Consider the following 26,845-nt stretch of genomic DNA (forward strand, 5'->3'; position numbering starts at 1 on the left):
TTGACCGCGAATTCGCGCGACCCCTACGGTGACGGAATGGCGACTGCACCGATCACATTCACCGCTCCGGAGGGGAAGGGCCTCGCGGCCGGCACTCTGGGGCTCTGGGGCTCCACGGTCATCGGGCTGGCGTCCACCGCACCGGTCTACTCGCTCGTCGCGACGCTGGGGTTCATCGTCATCGCGGTCGGCGCGCAAGCGCCCATCATCTTCGTGCTGGCGTTCGTGCCCATGCTCTTCATCGCCTATGCCTACCGCGAGCTCAACCGGGAGATACCCGACTGCGGGACGACCTTCACCTGGGGTACGAAAGCCTTCGGACCGTGGGTCGGTTGGATGGGCGGCTGGGGTGTTGCGGTCGCGGGGATGGTGGTGCTCGCCAACCTCGCGCAGATCAGCGGAATCTACCTGTGGGCGCTCGTCGACGGGATCGTCGGAAGCCCCCAGGACGCGCTGCTGGCGGACAACGCACCTTTGGTCACGGTGACGGGCGTCGTCTTCATCGCCGCCATGACCTGGGTGAGCTGGCGCGGCGTGGAGATCGGGGAGAAGGTCCAGAACGTCCTGCTGTCGGTGCAGTACCTCGCTCTGGCGATCTTCGTCGTGGCCGCGCTGTGGCACTTCTTCGGCGGCAGCGCGCCCGATCCCACGCCCTTCGAGTGGTCGTGGTTCAACCCGTTCGCGATCGCCGACTGGAGCGGGTTCGTGCAGGCGATCCTGTTGGCGCTGTTCATCTACTGGGGATGGGACACCACCCTGGCCCTGAACGAGGAGACGAAGGACCCACGGCGCATCCCGGGACTTGCCGCGCTGCTGACGACGGTGATCCTGCTGGTGACGTACGTCACCGTCACGGTCGCGGCGATGATGTACGCGGGTCTCGGTGACGGACCCACGGGCCTGGGGAACGAGACGAATGCCGACGATTTCTTCATCGCCGTCAAGGATGGTCTTCTCGGCCCGCTCGGCTGGGTACTCATCGTTGCCGTCATGGTGTCGGCGATCTCGTCGACGCAGACGACCATCCTCCCGACCGCGCGCGGCACGCTCGCGATGGCCGCGTACCGCGCGCTGCCCAAGAAGTTCGCGACGGTCCACCCGCGCTTTCGGACGCCGTCGTTCTCGACGCTGGTCATGGGCATCGTCGCCATCGTCTACTACGTCGGCATGACCCTGATCAGCGACAACATCCTGCAGGACTCGATTCTTTCGCTCGGTCTTGCGATCGCGTTCTACTACGCGATCACCGGCTACGCCTGCGTCTGGTACTTCCGGCGGGAGCTGTTCACATCTCGCAGGAACTTCTTCTACAAGTTCCTCTTTCCCCTCCTGGGCGCCCTCACCCTGACGTACGCCTTCGTGCAATCCGCGATCGACATGTACGACGTCGATTACGGATACACGGTGCTTCTCGGGGTCGGCGGCACTTTCGTGCTGGGAATCGGAGCGCTCGCGTTCGGTGTTGTGCTGATGCTCCTGTGGTTCCTGTTCCCCCGTGCGAAGTCCTTCTTCCGGGGGGAGAGCCTGAACCGTGACACGCCCGTGCTCGTCCGGGACGCGCCGTCAGAGTACGGCCGCTCGGTGGACGGTGGGCTGACCTGAACCGGCCCCGGCGCGTCGACCCTCAGCGATCAGGTGTGCGTCGCGGCGCCGCGACCGGCTGCGCGGCCTGAGAAGAGGCATCCACCGACGAACGTGCCCTCGAGCGCGCGGTATCCGTGGACGCCTCCGCCACCGAACCCGCTGGCCTCGCCGGCGGCGAACAGCCCGGGGAGGGGAGTGCCGCCGGGCTGGAGGACTCGTCCCTCCAGATCGGTCTCGATGCCGCCGAGTGACTTGCGGGTGAGGACGTGCAGCTTGACCGCAATGAGCGGACCGGCGTCGGGATCGGTGATGCGGTGTGGGGCCGCCGTGCGCACCAAGCGGTCGCCGCGGTATGCCCGCGCGGAGCGCAGCATCGCCACCTGCGCGTCCTTCGTGAACTCGTTGTCCATCTCACGATCGCGCGCCTGGACCTCGAATCGCACGCGGTCGGCATCGAGCGCGTCACCGCCCGGCATGGCACGCATGCCATCGATGAGACTGTCGAGGTCATCCCGGATGACGAAATCCGCACCATGGTCGAGGAATGCCTGCACGGGGCCGGCAGCGCCCTTCCCCAGCCGGGAGCGCAGGAGCAGGCGCACATCCTTCCCGGTGAGATCCGGGTTCTGTTCGCTGCCCGACAGGGTGAACTCCTTCTCGACGATGCGCTGAGAGAGCACGAACCACGAATGATCGTGGCCTGTCGCGCGCAGGTGAGCGAGGGTGCCGAGCGTGTCGAAGCCCGGGAACAGGGGCACGGGCAGGCGTGCCCCGGTGGCATCGAGCCAGAGCGAGGAGGGCCCAGGAAGAATCCGGATGCCGTGCATCGGCCAGATGGGGTCCCAGTTCTGGATGCCTTCGACGTAGTGCCACATGCGGTCGCGATTGATGAGGTTCGCTCCCACGGCCTGCGTGACCTCGAGCATGGATCCGTCGACGTAGGCGGGAACACCGCACACCATGTCGGTCGGCGCGGTGCCGAGCCTCTCGGGCCACCATCTGCGGACGAGGTCATGGTTTCCCCCGATCCCGCCGGAGGCGACCACGGTCGCCCCGGCCTCGATCGAGAACGTCCCGACGACCTCCCTCGAGGTCGCCAGTCCTCGGGCGGCGCTGGAAGGGGCGAGCACGTCGCCCTCGGCGCCGGTGATCGCACCATCCGTGACCGTCAGCGCGCTGACCCGGTGGCGCGGGAGGACGGTGAGCATCCCCGCACGCTCGGCCTGCTCGATCGCCGCCTGGAACGGAGCGACAAGGCCCGGTCCCGTACCCCAGGTGATGTGGAATCGCGGCACGGAGTTGCCGGGACCGCCGGCGGTGTACCCGCCCCGCTCGGCCCAGCCCACGACGGGGAAGAAGCCGACCCCGCGCTCGCGGAGCCAGCTGCGCTTCTCTCCTGCCGCGAAGTGAAGGTACGCCTCTGCCCACCGCCGCGGCCACGCGTCCTCGTCGCGGTCGAAGCCGGCCGTGCCGAACCAGTCCTGGCGTGCCAGTTCGAGACTGTCGCGGATGCCCATGCGTCGTTGCTCGGGGGAGTCGACGAAGAACAGCCCACCGAAGGACCACCATGCTTGGCCGCCGAGGTTGGTGCGCGGCTCCTGGTCGATGATCGTGACGCGTTTACCGGCGGCCGTCGCTTCAGCAGCGGCGACCAGGCCTGCCAGCCCCCAGCCGATCACCAGGACGTCGGTGCGGTGAACGGATGCTGCGGTCATGCGACTCCTTCGTCGTCACCTGCGTCAGTTCTCGGACGTCAGGGGGATGTCTGTGCGGTGTCCCGCGTTCGGCCCGATCTCCGTGGGCGCGAACGAGTTCACCATCGCATGGGCGGCGCGACTCAGGTAGTCCCACAGCGCTTCTTCGTGGAGGGGAGACAACTCGACCTCGTCCAGCGCGGCACGCATGTGAGCGAGCCACCGATCCCGCGCGTCGGGGTTGACGAGGAACGGTGCGTGCCGCATCCGGAGCCTCGGGTGTCCGCGCTGCTCACTGTAGGTGGTCGGTCCTCCCCAGTACTGCTCGAGGAACATCAGCAGCCGCTCCTTCGCCGGCCCCAGGTCCTCCTCGGGATACATCGGGCGCAGCACCGGATCCTCTGCCACGCCGCGGTAGAAGCCGTCGACGATCCGCACGAAGGTCTCGTGGCCGCCCACCGCATCGAAGAACGACTGCTGTTCGGGTGTACCGGGCTGTGCGGGTGTGCTCACGACTCTGTCTCCTCGCCGGCTTCGGTTGTCTCGGGCTGCGCATCGACCTTCTTGTTCGTGCGCTTCGCACGCCAGACCGGCCGGTCCGGCGCCCCCGGCTGGGTGATCGGCGTGGGTTTGGTGCGAGGGGGGTTCGCGCCGCGGACACGGCCCGCGTTCTCCAGTCCCGACAGCATGATCGAGTTCATCTGCGGAAGGGTCAGCCCGAGCCCGTCAATCGCACGCTTGAGGCGCATCCGCAATTCGCGCGCGACATCATCCTTTGCGCCGGCGCGGGTCTTCATGACGATCCGGATGACGAGAGCGTCGCCGGAGACGGATTCCAGACCCCAGACCTCGGGGTCCTCGATGATGCGGCTGCGCCACTTCGGCTCCTGCGCGAGCGCGCGGGCGGCGTCCAGCATCGCCTGCTCGACCTCCTCCACGTCGGCGTTGGCCGGCACCGCGAGGTCGATGATGGCGCGGGACCAACCCTGCGACATGTTGCCGATTCTGGTGATCTCGCCGTTGCGGACGAACCAGAGCGTCCCGTTGACATCGCGCACCTGAGTGATGCGCACGCTGACGTACTCGACGACCCCGGTCGCAAGGCCGAGGTCGGCCACGTCGCCGATCCCGATCTGATCCTCGGCGACGATGAAGATCCCGTTCAGGACGTCCTTGACGATGTTCTGCGCGCCGAAGCCGAGCCCTGCGCCGATCGCGGCGCTCAGCAGGGTGAAAGAGCTCATGACCTGGGGCCCTGCCAGGATCAGGATGATGAGCAAGATCGCGACGATGACGACCGTCACGTTGACGATGTTCTGCAGTATCGAGCCGAGCGTTCGCGTTCGCTGCACGAGTCGGACCGATGCCAGGGGCGACCGGTCCAGTGCCTGCGTGTCGTCGACCCTCGCTCGGGACTTCGCGCCCTCCACGACCCGTCGGACCACGCGTCGGATGATCACGCGCAGCAGCCACACGACCAGAACCGCGCCGACGAGCACTCCGAGGAGCTGAAGCAACGTGCCGCTGATCGAGCCGAGGATGGACAGGAAGCTGTCCCACACGGTCGCGGGTGTCGGAGCGGTGTCGAACGAGTGCATCAGTGGAATCCTAGAACCCGCGCCCTCAGCGATACGCGATCACTGAGGGCGCGGGTTGTGGAGCGCACTCAGTGATCGTCGCGCTCCTGCACGGCCAGGGCGCGCTCGACACCGGCGAGGTTCTCGGCCACGAGGCGGCGCAATGCGGGAGGGGCATCTGTGTGCTCGTTCAGCCATGCGCGGGTCGCGTCGCGGAGAGCGGCACTTGCCAGTGGCGCGGGGTACAGGCCGAGCACGAGATACTCGGCGATCTTGTAGGTGCGCGACTCCCAGACCGGGAGCAGCATCGCGAAGTACTGGTCGACGAACTCATCGAGCAGGGCGACGCCCGCGGGATGGGTGAATCCGAGACCTGCCGAGCGCACGAGGGTGTTCGACAGACGATCGGAATCGACGAGGGACGACCAGGCCGCGCTCTTGGCTTCCGCCGTCGGCAGCGCCGCCTTCGCCTGCGCCGCGAACTCGGCGCCCTTGGCGGTGTTGTCGGCCGCGAGCGCCTCATCGATGACACCTTCGGTCACGACGCCCCCCGCCGCGAGCGAGACCAACAACTGCCACGACAGGTCGGTGTCGACTGCCAGGCCGTCCAGAGCCGTTTCGCCAGTGCGGAGCGAACGGATCGTCTCCCAGTGCTCGGGGCTCGCGGCGGCGCTTGCGAACGCCGTCACGAACTGCAGCTGACTGTCGCTTCCCGACTCGGCTGCCTGCGCGAGCGCCCACAGTCCGTCAGCAACCTTCTGGCGTGAGGCGTCTCGTTTGTGGGGCGCCACGTAGGAGTTCGCGGCGAGCTGGAGCTGGGCCAGCGTCGTACGCACGGTCGTCGATTCGGTCTCCGACCCGATGTTGCGCAGGACGAGGTCGATGTAGGCCGATGCCGACGCCTCGGCATCGCGGGTCTGATCCCATGCCGCTCCCCAGACGAGTGAACGTGCGAGGGGGTCGGAGATCTTCGACAAGTGGTCGATCGCGGTCTGCAGCGATCGCTCGTCGAGGCGAATCTTCGCGTAGGCGAGGTCGTGGTCGTTCAGCAGCACGAGGTCGGGGCGCGGGAGACCGACCAGCTCGGGCACGTCAGTGAGGTCTCCGTCGACATCCAGCTCGGTGAAGTGGGTGCGCACGAGCGCACCGCCATCGAGCGCGTAGAAGCCGACGCCCAGACGGTGGGGGCGGATCGTCGGATAGTCGGCCGGCGCCGTCTGAACGATCTTGAAGGCCGAGATCGTCCCGTCGGCGGCCTCCACGATCGCCGGAGAGAGGGTGTTGACGCCAGCGGTCTCCAGCCACTTCTTGGACCATGCCGTCAGCTCTCGTCCGCTCGTGGTCTCGAGTTCTGTGAGCAGGTCGCGCAGCTCGGTGTTGCCGTACTCATGCTTGCGGAAGTAGGCGCCGACGCCCGCGAAGAACTCGTCGATGCCGACCCAGGCCGCCAGTTGCTTGAGAACCGATCCGCCCTTCGCGTAGGTGATGCCGTCGAAGTTGACCTGGACGTCCTCGAGGTCGTTGATCTCGGCGACGACAGGATGGGTCGAGGGGAGCTGATCCTGACGGTAGGCCCAGGTCTTTTCCATCGCGTTGAAGGTGGTCCAGGCCTCGGTCCACTCCGTGGCCTCGGCCGTGGCGATCGTGGACGCCCACTCGGCGAACGACTCGTTCAGCCACAGGTCGTTCCACCACTTCATCGTGACGAGGTCGCCGAACCACATGTGCGCGAGCTCGTGCAGGATGGTGACGACCCGGCGCTCCTTGACGGCATCCGTCACCTTGCTCCGGAAGACGTAGACCTCGGTGAACGTGACCGCGCCGGCGTTCTCCATCGCTCCCGCGTTGAACTCCGGGACGAACAGCTGGTCGTACTTGGCGAACGGGTACGGATAGTCGAACTTCTCCTCGAAGTAGGCGAAGCCCTGACGGGTCTTCTCGAAGATGTAGTCGGCATCCAGGTACTGCCACAGGCTCTTTCGCGCGAAGATGCCGAGCGGGATGACCCGGCCGGACGTGCTCGTGAGTTCGGAGTACGTCGACTCGTAGGGGCCGGCAATCAGCGCAGTGATGTAGGACGAGATGCGCGGGGTCGGCTCGAATTCCCACGTCGCGATGCCTTCGCCGCTGGGCACAGGCGCGGGGGTGGGGGAGTTGGAGATGACCTTCCATGACGCGGGAGCGGTAACCGTGAACTGGAACGTCGCTTTCAGGTCGGGTTGCTCGAAGACGGCGAAGACTCGCCGGGAGTCGGGCACTTCGAACTGCGTATAGAGGTAGACCTCGCCGTCCACCGGGTCGACGAACCGGTGCAGGCCCTCGCCGGTGTTCGTGTACTCGCAGTCGGCGACGACGACGAGCTCGTTCTCGAGTGCGAGCTGGTCCAGTGCGATCCGGGAGTCCGCGAACGCGGATGTCGGAATGCTGCGCCCGTTGAGCGTGATCGAGTGGACGGCCCGCGCGATCAGGTCGATGAACGTGGAGGCGCCCTCGGTTGCGGTGAAACGCACCGTTGCGGTGGAGCGGAACACCTCCGGGCCGGTGGTCAGATCAAGCTCGACCTCATAGGACTGCGTGTCAAGGACGCCGCGACGTTCCTGCGCTTCGATGCGGGTGAGGTTTTCTCCAGGCACTTTCGGATGCTCCCAAGTGTGTGAGGGGTCAGGGATGCCGCGACACGGCCTCGCGCATTGTGGGCGCGATAACCCCCAAGCCTACGCCGCGAGCTCTCGCGCGATGTGACTGCGGGCGTGGGTAATCGCTGCGGGAAGGTCGGTGAAGAGGTGATTGTGGTGGCGCAGGGAATCCAGGACCCCGACCCGCCGGAACAGACCGTCGTGAAGCGGCTGCACACCTTTGATCAACACCGTGATGCCGCGTCTTTCGAGCGACTGGATGATGTCGGCCAGCATGCGTGCACCCGTGGCATCCACCAGCTCGAGCTGAGACATCCGGAGCACGACGACCGAGACATCGGTGAGTGAGGCGACCTGCTCGAAAACGCGGTCGGCGGAGGCGAAGAAGAGCGGGCCGTCAATGGCGATGATCGCGATCCGTTCGTCTCCGTCGACCGCTTCGCCGCTGATTGCTTCGCGACGCACGCCGGTCTGGCGCGAGAGGCTGCGCACCGCGATGACTCCCGCGAACAGAACGCCGATGATGACCGCCACGATGAGGTCAAACGACACCGTCACAAGCGCGGTGATGACGAAGGCGATCGCATCGGCGCGTGTCGAGGTGATGATCGCTCGCACGGTCGAGGCATGCACCATTCGCACGGCCGTCATCATCAGCACGCCTGCGAGAGCGGCGAGGGGGATGGCGCCGACGGGCCGAGAGATCACGAGGACAACGAGCAGGAGGACGAGAGCGTGCGTGATCGCGGCGACACGGGTGCGTCCGCCCGAGCGCACGTTGACGGCGGTGCGTGCGATGGCGCCGGTGGCAGGCATCCCGCCAAAAAGTGCTGAGCCGAGTGAGGCGATGCCCTGGCCGACGAGTTCGCGGTCGGGGTCATAGGGTCCGGTGTCGGCGAGGGACGCTGCAACACGAGCCGAGAGCAGTGACTCGATGGCCGCAAGTGCTGCCACCGTCAGGGCGGGCAGCAGCAGTTGACCGATGACACTCGGGTCGAGCGAAGGGAAAGACGGCGAGGGCAGGCTCGACGGAAGGGCGCCGATCGTCGCCAGTGGCGTAGCGATGATCAGGGCAAGCGCCGTCACGACGGTGATGCCGATCAGGGAGCCGGGAAGAGCGCGGTGGATCCGGGGCGCGATGAGCATGACGAGGGACACGATGGCGGCAGCCCCCAGCGACCACGGGACGTAGGACCAGTCCGCCTCCGCGACCGATTGGACCGCGGCGATGATCGCGTTCGAGGAGTGGTCGCCGGCATGAACAGTGTGCGGTGAGGTGAGCAGCGGCACCTGCTGGAGGAAGATGATGACTGCGATCCCCAGGGTGAAGCCTTCGATGACGGGCCAGGGGATGAACGAGACGGCGCGACCGAGCCGCAGAGCGCCGGCAGCGACGACGATGACGCCCGCGATCGCCGTGACGGCGACCACGGCACCGGCACCATGGGTTGCGACGATGGGAACCAGGACGACGACCATCGCTCCGGTCGGCCCCGAGACCTGCACGTTCGATCCGCCGAAGACGGCGGCCAGGATGCCCGCGACGATCGCCGTGACCAGGCCCGCCTCAGCGGAGAGGCCGGAGCTCACTCCGAAACCGAGAGCGAGTGGGAGCGCGACGATTCCGACCGTGACGCCGGCAACGAGATCTCCCCGCCATGTGCGGGGCAGCCGGCGGTAGTCCTGGATGCTCGGCAAGAGTGCTCGCGCCGATTGTGCGAGCGACCGCGCCGAGCGGCGTGCCCGACTCATGGCGCTGCCGTGCCGAACGTGGGCAGTGTGTCGACGTGCGCCAATTGAGCGCTGTCGGCTTCCAGCAGGCTCAGGAGCAGCGCCCGCGCGACAGCGAGCAGGTCGGCGACGCGGGGATCAGCAAGTCGGTAGAACACGTGGCTGCCTCGACGCTCCGACTGCACGAGGCGATGGCGGCGCAGCACTGCCAGGTGCTGCGACAGATGCGACGCCTCCAGCGCCGTCTCACCCTGCAGATCGGCCACGCTCACTTCGGGACTCGAAGACAGCAGTTCAAGGATGCGGATACGGAACGGATGCGCGAGCCCCTTGAACAGGTTGGCCTTGACTTCATAGAGCGGTCTTTGAGCATCATTCAATGGCATGATGAAAACATCATATCGGCGTAGATCGGTCCGCGCCGTTCACCCGCGCTTCCCTAGGATGGGAGCCATGCGCATCCATATCGCCACCGACCACGCCGGCATGGAGTTCTCCACGCAACTTCAGCACCATCTGGCTGAGGAGGGTCACGAGGTCATCGACCACGGCCCGATCGAGTACGACGCCGTCGATGACTACCCGTCGTTCTGCATCCGTGCCGCCCTCGGTGTCGTCGCCGATCAGAGCGCGGGAGTCGAGGCCCTCGGGATCGTGTTCGGCGGTTCGGGAAACGGTGAGCAGATCGCTGCGAACAAGGTTCGCGGGATCCGTGCAGCCCTCGTCTGGAGCATCGCGACTGCGGAGCTCGCGCGACAGCACAACGACGCGAACGTCATCGCCATCGGAGCCCGGCAGCACTCTTTCGACGAGGTCGTGACCTTCATCGACCGGTTCATCGAGACGCCGTTCTCGAACGAAGAACGTCACGTGCGCCGCATCGGCCAGATCGCGGCATACGAGGCCGACGGTTCCCTGCTGCCTGACCCGCGGGATGTCGCGAACACCGCGGTAACGGACTCGTTCGACCCAGAAGCTGGTTGATGCCCGAGGGTCATTCCGTTCACCGGATCGCCCGGCAGTTCGCGCGGAACTTCGTCGGTCGCACGGTTGACGCATCCAGTCCGCAGGGCCGCTTCGCCGAGGGCGCAGCTGCGCTCGCTGGACGAGAGATGCTCGAGGCCCGTGCTGTCGGCAAGCAGATGTTCCTCCGTTTCGATGGCGACATCTGGCTGCGCGTGCACCTGGGCATGTACGGCGCGTGGGACTTTGCGGGCGTGATCGACGCCGACCCAACGATCGCCTCTGCGAACGGGCGGATGGGACAGACGAACCAGCGCGGCACGGTTCTCGACGAGCCGATCATGGATGCCGCGGGCGAGAACTCCCTCACCTCGATCGGGGCACCCCGGCGCGCCCGCGTCCACGTGCGGATGTCGGAGCAGACGACGGGTCTGCCCGATGAGGAGGGCACGTGGCCGCCGCCCGTGGTCGGTCAGGTGCGGCTGCGGTTGCTCACCGACGAGACGTGCGCTGATCTGCGGGGACCGACAGCATGCGAGCTCCAGACGCCGGATGAGGTCGCCGCCTCGATCGCAAAGCTCGGGCCGGATCCGCTCGTCGACGACCTCGCTGAGGGTGAGGAGCGGTTCACCGCCCGCGTGCGGCGTGCCCCCACACCGATCGGACTGCTGCTGATGGACCAGTCGGTCGTCAGCGGAATCGGCAATGTCTATCGGGCTGAGCTTCTGTTCCGGGCGCGGTTGAACCCGCATACCCCAGGGCGTGATGTGCCCGAGGAGACGGTCAGATCGCTGTGGCGAGACTGGACGCGACTGCTTGCCATCGGCGTCGAGACCGGCCAGATGATGACGATGGACGACCTGGATGCCGACGCCTACCGTCGCGCCATGGCACACCGCGACGACCGTCACTGGGTCTACCACCGTGCCGGGCTGCCGTGCCGAGTCTGTGGGACCGCAATCGTTGTCGAAGAGGCAGCGTCACGGAAGCTGTACTGGTGCCCCCGGTGTCAGGCGTGACGCTGAATCCTCCCGTCATAGGCTGAACGCATGCGTCAGAACCCGAGCTTCGCCATGACCGACGTCGGCGAGTTGCGGCGGGTCGTCGAACACAACCCGTGGGCGACACTCGTCGGTTCGACGGATGACGGTCTCGTTGCCTCCCACTACGCGGTCCTCTTGGATGACACCAGGGACGACCTCACCGTCGTCGGTCATGTCGGCAAGCCCGATGACCTGATCCTGGGGCTCGGAGAACGCGAGCTCCTCATCGTGTTCCAGGGTCCGCACGGCTACATCTCGCCCAGCTGGTACGGTGACCGGCCGAGCGTCCCGACCTGGAACTTCGTGACAGTCCACCTGCGGGGCGTGCCGGAGCTTCTGTCGACGGAGGAGAACCTGCGCGTCTTGGATCGTTTGGTTGCGCGTTTCGAGAGCCCGATGCCCGAGCCTCGGATGCTGTGGGAGCGTCCGAACGACGCGGATTTCGTCGAGCGACTAGAGCGCGGCACCGTCGGCTTTCGCCTCACACCGACATCGGTGACGGCCAAGCGCAAGCTCAGTCAGAATCGTCCCGTCGAGCTCGTCGATCACGTCATCCGTGAGCTCGAGAACGACGGCCCGCATCACAATCCGCTGCTCGCCGCGGAGATGCGCCGCGCGAACGACGCTCGCGCATGAGTGCCGTCGACGCAACGGTGTCGACCATTGTCGGCGTGCAGATCACAGGACCGGGAAGCGAGCTCTTGCCCGTCGACGGCGCGTATGACGTCTTCATCGAGGGTGGCCGCATCAGTGATCTTGCCCCCGCCGGCGCTGTTCGTCCGGTCGGCGAGGTGCTGCAGGGAGATGGTGCCTGGCTCATCCCGGGGCTGTGGGATCACCACGTGCACACGGTGTCCGCCGCTTTCACCCGACAGCGTGAGCCGCTCGGTGCTGCCGAATCAGCGCTTCATGCCGCTCACATCATGGCGGGCGCCCCGCTCCTCGGTCGCGGCATCCGTGTGGGTGCCGGCTTTCGGGATGCCTTCTGGCCCGACGAACCGACGCTCGAGATGCTGGATGCGGCTACCGGCGCCGTCCCCGCGTATCTGATCAACGCGGACCTGCACAGCGTGTGGCTGAACTCCGCTGCCTTCGCGCGCGAGGAGATCACGCCTCCTGACGCATCGGGGATGCTCCGGGAGGAGCCGGCGTTTGAGATCACTCGTCGGCTGGCGGCTGCGAGCCCCGATGATGCCGACGAGGCAGTTGCCGACCTCGCACGACACGCCGCATCCCGTGGGGTCGTCGGGATCGTCGACCTCGACATGGCCTGGAATGCGGATGCCTGGTCACGCCGCGTCGCTGCGGGCTTCGACACGCTGCGCGTCGAGTTCGGTACCTACCCGTCGCATCTGAGCCGACTCATCGAGACGGGATGGCAGAGCGGCGACCGGCTGAGCGAGCTGATCACGGTCGGGCCGCTGAAGGTCATCACTGACGGGTCGCTGGGAACGCGGACCGCCGCGTGCTCGCATCCGTATCCGGATGACCCCCACAATCACGGCGTTCTGACGATCCCGCCCGCTGAACTGGTCGCACTCATGACGGATGCCGCGGCCCACGGCATTTCATGCGCGATTCACGCCATCGGTGACCTGGCGAACACCCATGCCCTTGACGCCTTTGCGGTGACGGGCGCGGCCGGAACGATCGAGCACGCGCAGCTGGTTTCAGCCGTCGACATCCCGCGCTTTGCTCGCCTCGGTGTCGGGGCGAGTGTCCAACCGGAGCATGCCCTCGATGATCGCGACCTCTCTGACACGATCTGGTCTGCCCAGATCGCCAGGCCCTACCCCTTCCGCGCGCTGGTAGATGCGGGAGCGAATCTGCTGTTCGGTTCTGATGCGCCGGTGGCGCAGCTCGATCCGTGGGCGGCGATGGCGTCGGCGATCTATCGCACCCGCGACGGGCGGTCACCGTGGCAGGTCGAGCAGGCCGTTGACGCAGGTGTCGCGCTGGCCGCCTCGACACACGGCGGATCCACCGCTCCCAGTCGCATCGAACCGGGAGCCGTTGCAGACCTCGTGCTGTGCGGGGAAGACCCGCTGGTGGCATCCGAGACCGAGCTACGTGCGATGGATGTGCGCGCGACGCTGCTCGGGGGTCGCGTGACCCATCTGGCCTAGCCCGGTGACGCTCCGCTGCCCTACTGTCGAGGCATGAACTCCGACGCTGCATCCGTTCTTTCCGTTGGAGGCTCGACACCCGTGATCGATGACTCCGCCTTCCTTGCGGCAGGCGCGCGGGTGATTGGCGATGTGCGGCTCGGGCCTGAGTCCAGCGTCTGGTACAACGCTGTTCTCCGAGGCGACAGCGCGTCGATCACGGTCGGCGCCGGATCAAACCTGCAAGACAACGTCTCGGTTCACGTGGATGCCGGCAGCCCCGTGGTCATCGGTGAGAACGTCTCGGTCGGCCACAACGCGGTAGTTCACGGGTGCACGGTTGAGGATGGATGCCTGATCGGCATGGGATCCGTGATTCTCTCGGGCGCCGTCATCGGTGCCGGGTCGCTCGTGGCCGGGGGAGCACTCGTGCTGGGTGGGACGATCGTGCCGCCCGGGTCGATGGTCGCAGGAGTCCCCGCGAAGGTACGACGAGAGCTGACGGATGAGGAGAAGCTCGGCATCCTGCGCAACGCCGAGGTCTATCGCGAGCACATCGTCACGCACCGCGAGGCCCGGGACGTGGGGGAGTAGGGCTCGGGAGGATTGGTGGCGCTGGCGACGGGAATCGTCCCCACCGCCACTCCACACGCGGCTGCGCGGCGCGCGGAGCCTCCGGCGGCGTGGGCCCACCCTGCGGGTTCGCTTCCCGCAAAACGCACGATCGCTCTCCCGCACGGCCTGCGGCCGTACGCGAGAGCGATGGAGGGGGCGACGGGAATCGAACCCGCACAACCAGTTTGGAAGACTGGGACTCTACCATTGAGCTACGCCCCCGCAGCGGCCGGAGCCGCAGCATCCGACAGTCTATAGGGAGCCGCAGCCCGTGCTCGCACCCGCGGCCCACCGGCGCCTCGCGGAGGTAGGAGAAATCGCCGCGGTAGGACGGATGCCGGGCCAATCGTCCTACCGTGCGAAGAGTTCCTACGTGCGCGAGATCGACGGCAGCCGCAACGCTGGCGCGCGCGTCAGCTAGACTTCTGTGGGCCGTCTGTCGCACAGCGCGTGAGATCCCGCCCGGGGCGTAGCTCAGCTTGGTAGAGCGCCCGCTTTGGGAGCGGGAAGTCGCAGGTTCAAATCCTGTCGCCCCGACGTTTCGGCCACACACCCAGACCTTCGCCGCACATTCGTGCGGTGCAGCACGAGGAGAACAACACAGGCATGGTCACCAGCACTGTCGAGAAGCTCAGCCCGACCCGCGTCAAGCTGCTGCTTTCGGTCACCCCCGACGAACTCAAGCCCAGCATCGCGCACGCGTACGAGCACATCGCGAAGGACGTGCAGATCCCGGGGTTCCGCAAGGGCAAGGTACCCGCGCCCATCATCGATCAGCGCATCGGCCGCGGAGCTGTGCTCGAGCACGCCGTGAATGACGGCCTGGACCGCTTCTATCGCGAGGCAGTCGAAGCGCAAGAGCTGCGCGTCATCGGACGTCCCAGCGCCGACATCACCGAATGGCCGAGCGAGAAGGACTTCTCGGGCGACCTGAAGGTCGAGATCGAAGTCGACGTTCGGCCCGAGGTCACGCTTCCTGCGCTCGACGCTCTCACGGTCGAGATCGACGCCGTCGACGTCGACGACGCTGCGGTGGATGCTGAACTCGACAAGCTCCGTGCCCGCTTCGGCACGCTGATCACCGTGGACCGTCCCGCAACATCGGGCGACTTCGTCGAACTCAACCTCGTCGCGACCATTGACGGCACGGAGATCGACCGCGCCGAAGGCGTCTCCTACGAGGTCGGCTCTGGTGAGCTGCTCGAGGGTATCGACGAAGCCATCGACTCGCTCACCGCGGGCGAAGAGACGACGTTCCGGTCGAAGCTGGTCGGCGGTGACCACGCCGGCGAGGAAGCCGAGGTCGCCGTGACCGTCACGAGCGTGAAGGAGCGCGAGCTGCCCGAGGCTGACGACGACTTCGCTCAGATCGCGAGCGAGTTCGACACCATCGCGGAACTGCGCGAGAGCCTCCGCTCCAGCGCTGCACAGCAGTCCGGTCTCCAGCAGACGTCGGCGGCGCGCGACAAGCTGGTCGAGCTCCTCCTCGAGCAGGTGGAGATCCCGGTTCCCGCCGGTCTCATCGAAGACGAGGTGCACGCGCACCTTGAGGGCGAGGGTCGTCTGGAGGACGACGAGCACCGCGCTGAAGTCACCGAGGCATCCGAGAAGCAGTTCCGCACCCAGATGATCCTCGACAAGCTCACCGAGACCTACGACGTCAAGGTCTCGCAGGACGAGCTGACCCAGTATCTGATCCAGTCGGCCGCTCAGTACGGCATGTCACCGCAGGACTTCGTCAACGCCATCCAGCAGGGCAACCAGCTTCCCGCGATGGTCGGCGAGGTCGCGCGCAGCAAGGCGCTCGTGCACGCACTGCGCGAGGTCAAGATCGTCGACACGAACGGCACCGCCGTCGACCTCTCCGCCCATCTCGTGCTCGGCGAAGACGAGACCGATGCCGAGGAGGACGTCGTCGAAGAAGCGCAGGACATCGCGGATGCCGCGGCCGACGCTGACGAGATCATCGAGGCCGAGGAGAAGCCGGCGCCGAAGAAGCGTGCACCGCGCAAGAGCGCTGCGAAGGCCGACGCGGAGTAAGCAAGACAACAACGATGGGGCGGATGCTGCAGATGCAGCATCCGCCCCATCGTCTTGGAGCCGGCCGACACGGCCGATCTGCCCACGGCGAACACGAGCGGGTCGCCCGAGGCCCGCCGGTAGATTCGAACTCACGCAACGAACACGGGAGCACACACATGGCCGCTGAACCACTTGTCGCGACGAGCGTCTTCGACAGGCTGCTGAGGGACCGCATCATCTGGCTGGGCTCGGAGGTGCGCGACGAGAACGCGAACGAGATCTGCGCGAAGATCCTGCTTCTTGCTGCCGAAGACTCGCAGAAGGACATCTACCTCTACATCAACTCGCCCGGTGGATCGATCACCGCGGGCATGGCGATCTACGACACGATGCAGTTCGTTCCGAACGACATCGTCACGGTCGGCATCGGGATGGCCGCATCCATGGGGCAGCTGCTGCTGACCAGCGGCACCAAGGGCAAGCGGTACATCACCCCCAACGCGCGGGTCCTGCTGCACCAGCCGCACGGCGGCTTCGGCGGCACCGCCTCCGACATCCAGACCCAGGCGCAGCTGATCATCTCGATGAAGAACCGTCTGGCCGAGATCACGGCTGCGCAGACGGGCAAGACCGTCGAGCAGATCAACGAGGATGGCGACCGCGACCGCTGGTTCACGGCCGAGGAGGCCCTCGAGTACGGCTTCGTCGACCACATCCGTGAGCACGCTGCCGACGTGGCCGGCGGCGGCGGCACGGACCCCGACTCGCCCGCGGCGAAGTGACCGACGTAGCGACGGCAGAAGAGAGAGAACCCCGATGAACACCCCCAACCTCCGCGTCCCGCAGGCCTCGCCCGCTGGCCTGCAGATGCCCGGCAGCCGCTACATCCTCCCGCAGTTCGAGGAGCGCACGGCCTACGGCTACAAGCGTCAGGACCCGTACAACAAGCTCTTCGAGGACCGGGTCATCTTCCTGGGCGTGCAGGTGGACGACGCTTCGGCCGATGACGTCATGGCTCAGCTGCTCGTGCTGGAGTCGCAGGACCCCGACCGCGACATCATCATGTACATCAACTCGCCGGGTGGCTCCTTCACCGCCATGACGGCGATCTACGACACGATGCAGTACGTGTCGCCGCAGATCCAGACCGTCGTGCTCGGTCAGGCCGCATCCGCGGCTGCCGTGCTCCTTGCGGCCGGGGCCCCGGGCAAGCGCCTCGCCCTTCCGAACGCGCGCATCTTGATCCACCAGCCGGCGATGGGAGAGGCCGGGCACGGTCAGGCCTCCGATATCGAGATCCAGGCAGCGGAGATCCTGCGGATGCGTACCTGGCTCGAGGAGACGCTCGCGAAGCACTCGCACCGCAGCGCCGACGAGGTCAATCGCGACATCGACCGAGACAAGATCCTCTCGGCGGAGGAAGCGGTCACCTACGGTCTGGTCGACCAGGTGCTCTCCACGCGCAAGCGTCTGCCCGCGACGCCCGCGAAGTAGGCTCAGCCACCGGGCCCCGGCATCCGTTGCGTACGACGGATGCGGGGGCCCTTCCTGTCGGCACAAGCGGCGACCAATCCCCCCGGATGTCGTCGGGCTCGGTTAGGCTCGGACCACAGCCGCCCGGAACGAGGAGGACCCCTGATGGCACGCATCGGTGAGAGCGCTGATCTGTTCAAGTGCTCTTTCTGCGGGAAGAGCCAGAAGCAGGTGCAGCAGCTCATCGCCGGGCCCGGCGTCTACATCTGCGACGAATGCGTCGAGTTGTGCAACGAGATCATCGAAGAACGGATGGCCGAGTCCGGCGACGGGGTCGTCGCCGATTTCGATCTGCCCAAGCCACGCGAGATCTTCGCCTTCCTCGAGGAGTATGTCGTCGGCCAGGAGCCGGCCAAGCGGGCACTGTCGGTCGCGGTGTACAACCACTACAAGCGCGTGCGCGCCCACTCGACCCTCCAGCCCGCCGAGCAGCGTGCTGAGGACATCGAGATCGCCAAGAGCAACATCCTTCTGCTCGGTCCGACCGGATGCGGCAAGACCTACCTGGCGCAGACGCTGGCGAAGCGGTTGAACGTGCCCTTCGCCGTCGCCGATGCGACAGCTCTTACCGAAGCCGGATACGTGGGCGAGGATGTCGAGAACATCCTGCTCAAGCTGTTGCAGGCGGCCGACTTCGATACGAAGCGCGCGGAGACCGGCATCATCTACATCGATGAAGTCGACAAGATCGCCCGGAAGGCTGAGAACCCCTCGATCACCCGGGACGTCTCGGGCGAGGGTGTGCAGCAGGCGCTCTTGAAGATCCTCGAAGGAACTGTTGCGTCCGTGCCGCCCCAGGGGGGACGCAAGCACCCGCACCAGGAGTTCATCCAGATCGACACCACCAACGTGCTGTTCATCGTCGCCGGCGCGTTCGCGGGCCTCGAAGACATCATCTCCTCGCGCGTCGGCAAGCACGGCGTCGGGTTCGGCGCACCCCTGCACACCAAGGGGGACGACCTCAGCTTGTTCAGTGAGGTGCAGCCCGAGGACCTGCACAAGTTCGGACTGATTCCCGAGTTCATCGGGCGCCTGCCCGTTGTCGCCTCCGTCTCGCCACTGGACCGTGAGGCCCTGATCGAGATCCTCACGGCACCCAAGAATGCCCTGGTGAAGCAGTACCAGCGCATGTTCGAGATCGACGGGGTCGGCTTGGAGTTCGATGACGAGGCACTTGTCGCGATCGCCGATCTCGCGGTGGCCCGCAAGACGGGCGCGCGCGGCTTGCGCGCGATCCTGGAGGATGTGCTCGGGCCGATCATGTTCGAGATCCCCTCGGCGGAGAACGTCGACAAGGTGATCGTGACACGTGCCGCGGTCGAGGACGGCGCGGCACCGACGCTCGTGCTGCGTCAGGCCCGCAAGTCAGCCTGAGGCCGCACGCAGACACACTCGGTTCTCATCGCCAACAGCCGATGTCTGAGGCGACCACTAGCCTCCCGGTGTGACACGATTCATCTACGACACGGCCACCAGCTTCACGGGCTGGATTGCTGACTCAAACCATTCGCTGCAGTGGCTCTTCGACGTACCCGGCGGTACGGAGCCCGATCCGGAGCTTCTTCCGCCCGGAGATGCGCTCATCGTCGAAGGCTCGTCGACGTACGAATGGATACTCGGGGAGTCCGATCTCATTCAGCACCCCGAGCGCTGGCAGGAGCTGTTCGGCTCGCGCCGCACCTTCGTCTTCACCACTCGTGAGCTCCCGGTGCCTGAGGGCGCTGACGTGACGTTCGTTTCTGGGCCCGTCCGCGACGTGCTGAGCGACCTCCGCGAGGCCGCGGGAGCGTCGGATGTCTGGATCGTCGGTGGAGGGGAGCTTGCCGCGCAGTTCTTCGACGCGGGCGCGCTCGATGAGATTGCGATCTCGATCGCACCGGTCGCGCTCACCGACGGAGCTCCGTTGTTTCCGCGTCGCGTCGAGTCGGATCGGCTGCACCTCGTCGAAGCGCGACAGGTCGGTCAGTTCGCCCGGCTGCGATTCGAGGTCGATGCGACCACGACGGCGACGGAGCACGCGGACACCTAGTCGGCCGTGGGGTGATCCTCGAGCCCCCGGCGCCGGAGGAGTGGAGCGATCTCGGCATCCCGGCCGCGGAAGTCCCGGTACGCCTCGAGGGGATCCTTCGCACCGCCGACCCCAAGCAGGCGCGCGCGGAACCGGTCGCCGTTCGCGCGCATCAGTCCACCGTTGTCCCGGAACCACTCCACAGTGTCAGCGTCCAGGACCTCGCTCCAGATGTAGGAGTAGTAGCCCGCGCTGTAGCCGCCCGAGAAGATGTGGGCGAAGTAGGTCGACGAGTACCGCGTGGGCACCACGGGGTTGTCCAGTCCGATCTCTTGCAGAGCGGATGCCTCGAACCCGGCGACGTCGATATCCTGCGCTGCCTGGGCGGAGGTCAATGAGTGCCACGCCTGGTCGAGCCAGGCAGCGGCGAGATACTCGCTGGTGGCGAACCCCTGGTTGAAGGATTCGGCGGCGGTGAGTCTTTCGACGATGTCCGCGTCGAGCGGTTCGTCCGTATCGATGTGGCGGGCATAGGCGGTGAGGATACCGGGCCAGAAGATCCACATCTCGTTGACCTGGCTCGGGAACTCGACGAAATCTCGGAAGACATTGGTGCCCGCGAAATGAGGGTAGGTCACTGTCGCGAAGAGGCCGTGGAGGGCATGGCCGAACTCATGGAAGAGCGTCGTGACCTCGTCGAGCGTGAGCAGCGTCGGGGTGCCAGGTTCGGGTTGCACGACGTTGAGGTTGTTGACCACCACGGGTGCTGTACCTCGTAGGCGTGACTGAGACACGATGGAGTTCATCCATGCGCCACCCCGCTTCGTGTCGCGCGTGTAGAGGTCGAGCAGGTAGAGCCCCAGCGCCGAGCCATCGGCGTTGAAGACCTCGAAGACACGGACGTCGGGGTGGTAACCGGGAAGATCGGTGCGCTCCGCGAACGTGATGCCGTACAGCTCCGTCGCGGCTCGGAAGACTCCGTCGCGCAGCACCCGTTCGGCCTCGAACCAGGGGCGGAGGGCGGCTGTGTCAATGTCGTACTCGGCGGCGCGGACCTTCTCCGTGAAGAAGGCCCAGTCGTGTGCGTCGATCGTGAACGGTTCTGGTTCGGCATCCGCCATCGCCTGGAGGGCAGCCTGCTCCGAGCGAGCGTTGCGGGCCGCGGGAGCTGCGAGCCGGAAGAGCAGGTCACGAACGGACTGCGGGCTCCCTGCTGTTTCGTCTGAAGTGACGTACGCGGCGTGCGAGGCGAAGCCCAGGAGCTCAGCGCGCTCGGCCCGCAGCCGCACGATTTCCCGCAGCACGGGCCGGTTGTCGTTGTCGTTGTCGCGGGCACCTCGAGCGCGGGACGCGACCATGATGCGCTCGCGTGAGCGGCGGTTGCGCAGCGATCCCAGGCAGGGGTGCCCGGTGAACAGGGTCAGAGATATGAGCCAGGCGCCCTCCAGGCCGCGATCGGCAGCGGCGCGTGCGGCGGCGGAGATCTCGCCCTCGGTGAGCCCATCGAGATCGGCAACGTCGTCGAACACGACAGCGAGATCGTTCGTGTCGTTCAGCAGGTTCTTCTCGAATGTCGTGGTCAAGGTCGACAGTCGTCCGTTGATGTCGGTGAGGCGAGCCTTCTGCTCCTCGTCCAAGCCGGCTCCCGCATGAGTCATCTCGCGGTAGTGGCGTTCGACGAGGTAGCGGTCCTCCGGCGCGAGCTGCAGCTCGTCCAGCTGCTCGTGCAGGGACCTGATGCGTCGGTACAGCGCGGCATCCAGCTGTACGGCATCGGTGTGCGCTGCCATCAGCGGGGCAAGTGCCTCCTCGATCTCTTGGATCTGTGCTGTCGCGTCAGCGGAGGAGACGGTGTAGAACGCCGAGGCGACGTCATGGAGCATCTCCCCGCTGCGCTCGAGCGGGAGCATCGTGTTCTCGAACGTCGGTGGTGCGGGCTGGCTCGTGATCGCGTCGATCTCGCGTCGGTGCCGGGCGAAGGCCTCCTCAAATGCCGGGAGGTAGTGCTCCGGTCGGATGGCGCGGTAGTCGGGGAGCCGGTAGGGGAGCGTACTCACCGACAGGAGGGGGTTGGACTGCAGACGATCGGTCACCGGAACAACCTACCGCGACGTGCCCTTCATGCAGAGACACATTTGCAAACGAGTACTTGCAAAGACACGTTTGCATTTGTACGGTAGTGACATGGACACACAGGATGAGGCGCCGCGGGATGCTCCTCCCCGGATCGGCGATGCCCGCGAGCTGGACGTCGGTGCCTTGCGTGCACTGGCGCATCCACTGCGGGTCGAGATCTACGACATCCTGAGCCAATACGGTCCGCAGACGGCGAGTTCGCTCGCCGAGCAGCTGGGAGAGTCATCGGGCGCGACCAGCTATCACCTCCGCGCGCTCGCCAAGCACGATCTGATCCGCGAGGTTCCCGGTCGAGGGACCGCCCGGGAACGGTGGTGGGAACGCCCCAAGGGTGCGGTGTCGATGACCAACCCGGAGACCGTCAAGACGCCCGCGGGACGCGCAGCGAGCCAGCTCGTGATCAGTGAGTTCTATCGCCGCCGCCACCGACAGCTTGAGGACTTCATCGCAGCGAACATGCGGAAGGATCCGGAGGAGTGGACCGCGATGCTCAGCACCGCGACGGTGCGCTTGACGGACGCCCAGTTCGAGCAGCTCGTGCACGAGCTCGAAGCCGTGATCGACGAGTATGTCGCGCGGTACCGCGAGCAGGAGGGAGAAGGGGTTCGCCCGTTCACAGTGCGCACCGATGTGTTCCCTCTGACGGACCGGAGGCAATCATGACGACCGTGAGTACCCTCGCATCCTGCCCGTGCGAGTACCCCCAGCCGAGCCTGCTGGAGCGGGTGGCACTGACCGTGCTCCGTGCCCTGGAACGCGATATCGAGGCGCGGGTGCGTCGACGGGTGCTGACCCGTCCCACCCGGCACGCCGCTGAACGCCAGCACGCCGAGGGGCGGGCGGATGCCTCAGCCGGCGCTCACGTCGGCGTCCTGCCGCGATGACTGTCGCGCCGAGCCAGGTGAAGCAGCGCCCTCCGCTCGGCAGGGATTTCGGGAAGCTCTGGACAGCGGCAGCGTTCAGTAACCTCGCTGACGGCGTGGGGCGAACCGCGGTCCCGCTCATTGCGACGACGTTGACCCGGGACCCGGTTGCCATCGCCGCGGTCGGGGCACTGTCGTTTGTTCCCTGGCTGTTCTTCGGGCTCCCGGCGGGCATGATCGTCGACCGCTGCGATCGACGTCGAGTGATGGCGTCGGCCAACATCCTGCGCGGCGGCGTCGCGGTCGTTCTGGCCGCTCTCACGGCAGCCGGCCATCTCCAGCTGTGGCACCTTCTTGCCGCGACCGTCGTGTTCGGTGTGGGGGAGACCCTCTTCGACAACGCGACCAATGCCGTCATCCCCTCGCTTGTCGCCAGGGCCGGGCTGGACCGCGCGAATAGCCGCATTCAGGCCGCGCAGATCACCATCGACAGTTTCATCGCGCAACCGATCGCGGGAGTGCTGTTCGCGGTATCGCTCGTGCTGCCGCTCTGGGTCGGGTCGGCCGGATACCTCATCCCGATCGCACTGGCGCTCATGCTGCCGCTGTCTGCAGCGCGCGCGCTCCGGGGCCCCGGCGGCCGCGGATCGTTCGCGGCTGACGAGGTGGCGGTGCTCGGCGAACGGCTCCCGGCATCCGACACCCCGCGGGTCTCGACGAAGGATGCGGCCCTGTACCTGTGGCGCCACCGCTACCTCAGGGCCCTCGTGGTGTTCACTTCCATCCTCGGTGGTGCGTTCTCGTTCGCGCAGGCTCCGACGATTCTCTACTTCCTCGACACGCAGGGGGTGGCGCCTGCGGCGATCGGCTTCGTCACGGCGGGAATCGGGGCGGGAGCGCTCCTGGGCTCGCTCGTCGCGCCACAACTCGTGCGTCGCTTCGGCCGCGGTGCGGTCATGCTCGGCGCGAATCTCGGAGCCGGGGTGTGCCTGGCGCTCGTGGGTGTCGCGCCCGAGGTGGTGAGCGCGATCGTGGCCTACGCGGGAATGGCCTTCGCCGTATCGCTGTGGAATGTCCCCTGGGGAGCGCTGCGGCAGATGATTGTGCCGGGAGACATCTTCGGCCGAGTCCTGGGGATCATCAGGAGTCTCACGTGGGGGTTGTTCCCGATCGCGACGATGCTCGGCGGTGTGATAGCCCGCATCGACCTGCGCCTGCCCTATATCATCGCCGCCGCGGTGACGATCGTCGCGGCGCTCGCGGCCGCGCGGCTTCTTCTCGCGGCCAGCCGTGTCGGCACGGAGGCACTCGACCGGTCATGACGGATCAGTCGGCTCGGTGTCGACCGGCGCGGAGCTCGGTCAGGCGAACTCGTCGTCCGGATCGTGGTGGACGACAGCTTCTCCGTCTGCGTTCACCGTGACGATGACCCCGGTGTCCAGCTCGGCGATGGGGCGACCCTCGAGCCACGTGAGCGTCCAGCGCGGTGTCGGCTGCTGCGCGAGCTGACCAGCAGAGAGCAGCTCCTCTACCGCGGTGATCTGCGGACGGAGAACGTCCGGGACGGCCGCTGGTGGCTCCGTCCCGAGGGGCCAGCGGGTTCCGAGTTGCATGTCAGACCTCCCCGAGTTCGATGGACAGGACAGCCGTGGTGTCGGCATCCGTGTAGTCGATGCTCTCGATCCGGCCGACCGCCTTCAGGTCGCCCTCCGCCAGCTTCAGGAGCTCGACCGTCGCGGCGGGTGCGCCGATCGTGATCGCCGTGACCGGCGTCTTCTGCGAGGCCTTCGCCTCGGTTTTCGCGCGACGGATGCCGATCAGTGCGCCGCCCACAGCAGTCAGCACCGCGGGATCGCCCTCGATACCGAGGGGTTCCGGCCACGCAGCAGCATGGATCGAGCCGTCCTCGAACCACGACCACGCTTCCTCTGTCGCGAACGAGACGACGGGGGCGAGCAGACGCAACTGCGTTGAGAGGGCGATGCGCAGGGCGAGGGCCGCGGATGCCTGGCCGACGTCGGTCTGGTCGTAGGCGCGCTCCTTCACCAGCTCCAGATAGTCGTCGCAGAAGGTCCAGAAGAACGACTCGGTCACCTCGAGCGCTCGGGCGTGGTCATAGGCATCCAGGGCTGCCGTCGCATCGCGGACGACGCCATCGAGTGTTGCGAGCATCGAGGCATCCAGCGCGTGCGTGATCCTCGCTCCCTCGGGAACCGGGAACGAGAGCACGAACTTGGCGGCGTTGAGGATCTTGATCGCCAGGCGCCGGCCGATCTTGATCTGCGTGGGGTTCTGCGGATCGAAGGCGGCATCCGTCCCGAGCCGGCTCGACGCCGCCCAGTAGCGGACCGCATCCGAGCCGTGCTGCTGCAGGATGTCGGCGGGGGTGACCACGTTGCCTTTGGACTTGGACATCTTCTTGCGGTCGGGGTCGACGATGAAGCCCGAGATGGCGGCATCCGTCCACGGGGCCCTGTCGTCTTCGAGCGCGCTGCGCAGCATCGTCGAGAAGAGCCACGTGCGGATGATGTCCTGACCCTGGGGACGCAGATCGAAGGGCGCGACGAGATCCCACAGCTCGGGGTCGCGCTCCCAGCCGCCGGCAAGCTGCGGCGTGAGGGACGAGGTCGCCCACGTGTCGAAGATGTCGCGCTCGCCCTCGAAGCCGCCGGGCACGCCGCGCTGGTCCTCCGTGAAGCCGGGGGGCACGTCGGTGGTCGGGTCGACCGGGAGTTGGTCGTGCGTCGGAACGAGAACGCGCGCGTAGTCGCGGTCGCCGTTGTCGTCGAGGGCGTACCAGACAGGGATCGGCACGCCGAAGAACCGCTGCCGCGACACGAGCCAGTCGCCCGTGAGGCCCCCGACCCAGTTCTCGTACCGCACGCGCATGAAGTCGGGGTGCCACGACAGTTCCTTGCCGAGGGCGATGAGCTTCTCGCGCAGGGCCTCGTCGCGGGCGCCGTTGCGGATGTACCACTGACGCGTCGAGACGATCTCGAGCGGGCGGTCGCCCTTCTCGAAGAACTTGACCGGGTGCGTGAACGGCTTCGGGTCGCCGATGAGCTCGCCCGACTCCTGGAGCAGCTCGACGATCCGCTTCTTGGCGCTGAAGACCGTCTTGCCCGCCAGTTCCGCATACGCGGCGCGCGCGGCATCCGTCGTGATGACCTCGGGCGCGTCGGCGACGATGCGGCCGTCCATGCCGATGATGGTGCGGTTGGGAAGGTCGAGTTCGCGCCACCAGATGATGTCGGTGACATCGCCGAAGGTACAGATCATCGCGATGCCCGAGCCCTTGTCGGGCTGGGCGAGCGGATGCGGGAGTACCGGCACTTCGACATCGAACAGCGGCGTGCGCACCGTGGTGCCGAACGCGGGCTGGTAGCGCTCGTCGTCGGGGTGGGCGACGAGGGCGACGCACGCGGCCAGCAGTTCGGGCCGGGTCGTCTCGATGTGGATGTCGCCGCTGCCGTCGCTCTTGTGGAAGGCGAGTCGGTGGTACGCGGCGGGCTGCTCGCGGTCTTCGAGCTCGGCCTGCGCGATCGCCGAGCGGAAGTCGACGTCCCACAGCGTCGGTGCGAGGGCCTGGTACGCCTCACCGCGCTCGAGGTTGCGCAGGAACGCGAGCTGGCTCGTGCGCATCGTCTCGTCCGAGATCGTGCGGTAGGTCTGGGTCCAGTCGACCGACAGCCCCAGCATCCGCCACAGGTCCTCGAAGTGCTTCTCGTCCTCGACGGTGAGCTTCTCGCACAGCTCGATGAAGTTGCGGCGGCTGATCGGGACCTGGTCGGCTGCTTTGCTGCTCTTGTTGTCGCCGCCTTCGTACGGCGGAGTGAAGTCCGGCTCATAGGGGAGCGAGGGGTCGCAGCGAACGCCGTAGTAGTTCTGCACGCGACGCTCGGTGGGCAGACCGTTGTCATCCCACCCCATCGGGTAGAAGACGGTCTTGCCCCGCATCCGTTCGAAGCGCACCTTCACGTCGGTGTGGGTGTAGCTGAACACGTGCCCGATGTGGAGGGATCCGGATGCCGTGGGCGGGGGAGTATCGACGGAGTAGACACCCTCGCGGCCGACCCGCGCGGCGCGGGCCCGGTCGAACAGGTAGGTCCCGGCATCCGTCCAGGCGGCATCCCACTTCTGCTCGAGACCTTCGAGGGCGGGCTTGTCGGGAATAGCGGCCATGGGTCTCCTCGTGCGATATGTGCGGCACCGTGTGTGCGTGCCTGAGTGTGGGATCAGCCTCGATTCTACCGGCCGCCGCCGGGTGCGCTTCGGCCCTCGCCGCGCGCGGGCCGCGTCGGATTCGCGTGGGGCTCGCGCAGGTGACGTCCCGCT

23 protein-coding genes and 2 tRNA genes are annotated in these 26,845 nt (G+C 66.7%); 15 read left to right on the plus strand and 10 right to left on the minus strand.

The window, feature by feature from the left end:
* Positions 1–36: 36 nt before the first annotated feature.
* Entirely contained in the window at positions 37–1,602 is a 1,566-nt protein-coding gene (locus AC3ENO_RS10610; RefSeq protein ID WP_434970589.1) for an APC family permease, read from the plus strand.
* Positions 1,603–1,631: 29 nt separating this feature from the next.
* Here AC3ENO_RS10610 and AC3ENO_RS10615 read toward each other — a convergent pair whose 3' ends face one another.
* The 6 genes from AC3ENO_RS10615 to AC3ENO_RS10640 form a co-directional block, all read right to left on the minus strand.
* Entirely contained in the window at positions 1,632–3,299 is a 1,668-nt protein-coding gene (locus AC3ENO_RS10615) for an FAD-binding dehydrogenase (protein ID WP_434970590.1), read from the minus strand.
* Positions 3,300–3,323: 24 nt separating this feature from the next.
* Complete coding sequence (locus tag AC3ENO_RS10620; protein ID WP_434970591.1) at positions 3,324–3,791, minus strand: globin; 468 nt, start codon at positions 3,789–3,791, stop codon at positions 3,324–3,326.
* On the minus strand, positions 3,788–4,876 hold the full coding sequence (locus AC3ENO_RS10625; protein WP_434970592.1) for a mechanosensitive ion channel family protein: 1,089 nt from the start codon (positions 4,874–4,876) through the stop codon (positions 3,788–3,790). The genes AC3ENO_RS10620 and AC3ENO_RS10625 overlap by 4 nt, the downstream gene beginning before the upstream one ends.
* Before the next feature lie 68 nt (positions 4,877–4,944).
* Positions 4,945–7,488: an aminopeptidase N gene (gene pepN / locus AC3ENO_RS10630; protein ID WP_434970593.1), complete on the minus strand. Its 2,544-nt coding sequence runs from the start codon at positions 7,486–7,488 to the stop codon at positions 4,945–4,947.
* Positions 7,489–7,569: 81 nt separating this feature from the next.
* Positions 7,570–9,243 carry a SulP family inorganic anion transporter gene (locus AC3ENO_RS10635; RefSeq protein WP_434970594.1) on the minus strand — a complete coding sequence of 558 codons (1,674 nt, stop codon included), beginning with the start codon at positions 9,241–9,243 and terminating at the stop codon, positions 7,570–7,572.
* Positions 9,240–9,608 (minus strand): ArsR/SmtB family transcription factor, encoded by a 369-nt coding sequence (locus AC3ENO_RS10640; protein ID WP_331791567.1) that lies wholly within the window; start codon positions 9,606–9,608, stop codon positions 9,240–9,242. The genes AC3ENO_RS10635 and AC3ENO_RS10640 overlap by 4 nt, the downstream gene beginning before the upstream one ends.
* Before the next feature lie 67 nt (positions 9,609–9,675).
* On the opposite strand from AC3ENO_RS10640, the gene AC3ENO_RS10645 reads away from it, so the two are divergent.
* Genes AC3ENO_RS10645 through AC3ENO_RS10665 form a run of 5 tightly spaced genes read left to right on the plus strand, consistent with a single transcriptional unit; the run spans position 9,676 to position 13,927 of the window.
* Positions 9,676–10,206 (plus strand): ribose-5-phosphate isomerase, encoded by a 531-nt coding sequence (locus AC3ENO_RS10645; RefSeq protein WP_434970595.1) that lies wholly within the window; start codon positions 9,676–9,678, stop codon positions 10,204–10,206.
* Positions 10,206–11,204: an Fpg/Nei family DNA glycosylase gene (locus AC3ENO_RS10650; protein WP_434970596.1), complete on the plus strand. Its 999-nt coding sequence runs from the start codon at positions 10,206–10,208 to the stop codon at positions 11,202–11,204. Before AC3ENO_RS10645 ends, AC3ENO_RS10650 begins: the two co-directional genes overlap by 1 nt.
* Before the next feature lie 30 nt (positions 11,205–11,234).
* A complete protein-coding gene (locus AC3ENO_RS10655) occupies positions 11,235–11,864 on the plus strand; it encodes an FMN-binding negative transcriptional regulator (RefSeq protein WP_331791570.1) in 630 nt (209 codons plus the stop codon).
* The gene (locus tag AC3ENO_RS10660; RefSeq protein WP_434970597.1) at positions 11,861–13,354 is read left to right on the plus strand and encodes an amidohydrolase; all 1,494 of its coding nucleotides are present in this window, start codon (positions 11,861–11,863) and stop codon (positions 13,352–13,354) included. Before AC3ENO_RS10655 ends, AC3ENO_RS10660 begins: the two co-directional genes overlap by 4 nt.
* 33 nt (positions 13,355–13,387) lie before the next feature.
* Positions 13,388–13,927 carry a gamma carbonic anhydrase family protein gene (locus tag AC3ENO_RS10665; RefSeq protein WP_331791572.1) on the plus strand — a complete coding sequence of 180 codons (540 nt, stop codon included), beginning with the start codon at positions 13,388–13,390 and terminating at the stop codon, positions 13,925–13,927.
* Between the two features lie 169 nt (positions 13,928–14,096).
* Here AC3ENO_RS10665 and AC3ENO_RS10670 read toward each other — a convergent pair.
* Positions 14,097–14,170 (minus strand) — tRNA-Gly (locus AC3ENO_RS10670).
* A 241-nt stretch (positions 14,171–14,411) separates the two neighbouring features.
* On the opposite strand from AC3ENO_RS10670, the gene AC3ENO_RS10675 reads away from it, so the two are divergent.
* The 6 genes from AC3ENO_RS10675 to AC3ENO_RS10700 all read left to right on the plus strand — a co-directional run bounded on the left by AC3ENO_RS10675 (position 14,412) and on the right by AC3ENO_RS10700 (position 19,532).
* Positions 14,412–14,485 (plus strand) — tRNA-Pro (locus tag AC3ENO_RS10675).
* Between the two features lie 69 nt (positions 14,486–14,554).
* The gene (gene tig / locus AC3ENO_RS10680; protein ID WP_434970598.1) at positions 14,555–15,988 is read left to right on the plus strand and encodes a trigger factor; all 1,434 of its coding nucleotides are present in this window, start codon (positions 14,555–14,557) and stop codon (positions 15,986–15,988) included.
* A 158-nt stretch (positions 15,989–16,146) separates the two neighbouring features.
* Positions 16,147–16,752 (plus strand): ATP-dependent Clp protease proteolytic subunit, encoded by a 606-nt coding sequence (locus AC3ENO_RS10685; protein ID WP_434970599.1) that lies wholly within the window; start codon positions 16,147–16,149, stop codon positions 16,750–16,752.
* Between the two features lie 34 nt (positions 16,753–16,786).
* A complete protein-coding gene (locus AC3ENO_RS10690; protein ID WP_434970600.1) occupies positions 16,787–17,464 on the plus strand; it encodes an ATP-dependent Clp protease proteolytic subunit in 678 nt (225 codons plus the stop codon).
* Positions 17,465–17,608: 144 nt separating this feature from the next.
* A complete protein-coding gene (clpX, locus tag AC3ENO_RS10695; protein WP_434970601.1) occupies positions 17,609–18,877 on the plus strand; it encodes an ATP-dependent Clp protease ATP-binding subunit ClpX in 1,269 nt (422 codons plus the stop codon).
* A 70-nt stretch (positions 18,878–18,947) separates the two neighbouring features.
* A complete protein-coding gene (locus AC3ENO_RS10700; protein ID WP_434970602.1) occupies positions 18,948–19,532 on the plus strand; it encodes a dihydrofolate reductase family protein in 585 nt (194 codons plus the stop codon).
* Here AC3ENO_RS10700 and AC3ENO_RS10705 read toward each other — a convergent pair.
* Entirely contained in the window at positions 19,529–21,169 is a 1,641-nt protein-coding gene (locus AC3ENO_RS10705) for a M3 family metallopeptidase (RefSeq protein WP_434970611.1), read from the minus strand. The genes AC3ENO_RS10700 and AC3ENO_RS10705 overlap by 4 nt on opposite strands.
* Positions 21,170–21,695: 526 nt before the next feature.
* Between AC3ENO_RS10705 and AC3ENO_RS10710 the strand changes: the two genes are divergently transcribed.
* From AC3ENO_RS10710 to AC3ENO_RS10720, 3 genes are read left to right on the plus strand one after another with little or no spacing between them, the layout of a single operon-like run.
* Positions 21,696–22,310 carry an ArsR/SmtB family transcription factor gene (locus AC3ENO_RS10710; protein WP_434970603.1) on the plus strand — a complete coding sequence of 205 codons (615 nt, stop codon included), beginning with the start codon at positions 21,696–21,698 and terminating at the stop codon, positions 22,308–22,310.
* Positions 22,307–22,531: a hypothetical protein gene (locus tag AC3ENO_RS10715; protein WP_434970604.1), complete on the plus strand. Its 225-nt coding sequence runs from the start codon at positions 22,307–22,309 to the stop codon at positions 22,529–22,531. Before AC3ENO_RS10710 ends, AC3ENO_RS10715 begins: the two co-directional genes overlap by 4 nt.
* On the plus strand, positions 22,528–23,832 hold the full coding sequence (locus AC3ENO_RS10720) for an MFS transporter (RefSeq protein WP_434970605.1): 1,305 nt from the start codon (positions 22,528–22,530) through the stop codon (positions 23,830–23,832). The genes AC3ENO_RS10715 and AC3ENO_RS10720 overlap by 4 nt, the downstream gene beginning before the upstream one ends.
* Before the next feature lie 39 nt (positions 23,833–23,871).
* Here the strand turns inward: AC3ENO_RS10720 and AC3ENO_RS10725 are convergent, their stop codons facing one another.
* Both AC3ENO_RS10725 and valS read right to left on the minus strand, forming a co-directional pair.
* Entirely contained in the window at positions 23,872–24,123 is a 252-nt protein-coding gene (locus AC3ENO_RS10725; protein WP_434970606.1) for a hypothetical protein, read from the minus strand.
* Position 24,124: 1 nt separating this feature from the next.
* The gene (gene valS, locus AC3ENO_RS10730; protein WP_434970607.1) at positions 24,125–26,692 is read right to left on the minus strand and encodes a valine--tRNA ligase; all 2,568 of its coding nucleotides are present in this window, start codon (positions 26,690–26,692) and stop codon (positions 24,125–24,127) included.
* Positions 26,693–26,845: the final 153 nt, after the last annotated feature.

Source organism: Microbacterium sp. bgisy207, from assembly GCF_057706855.1.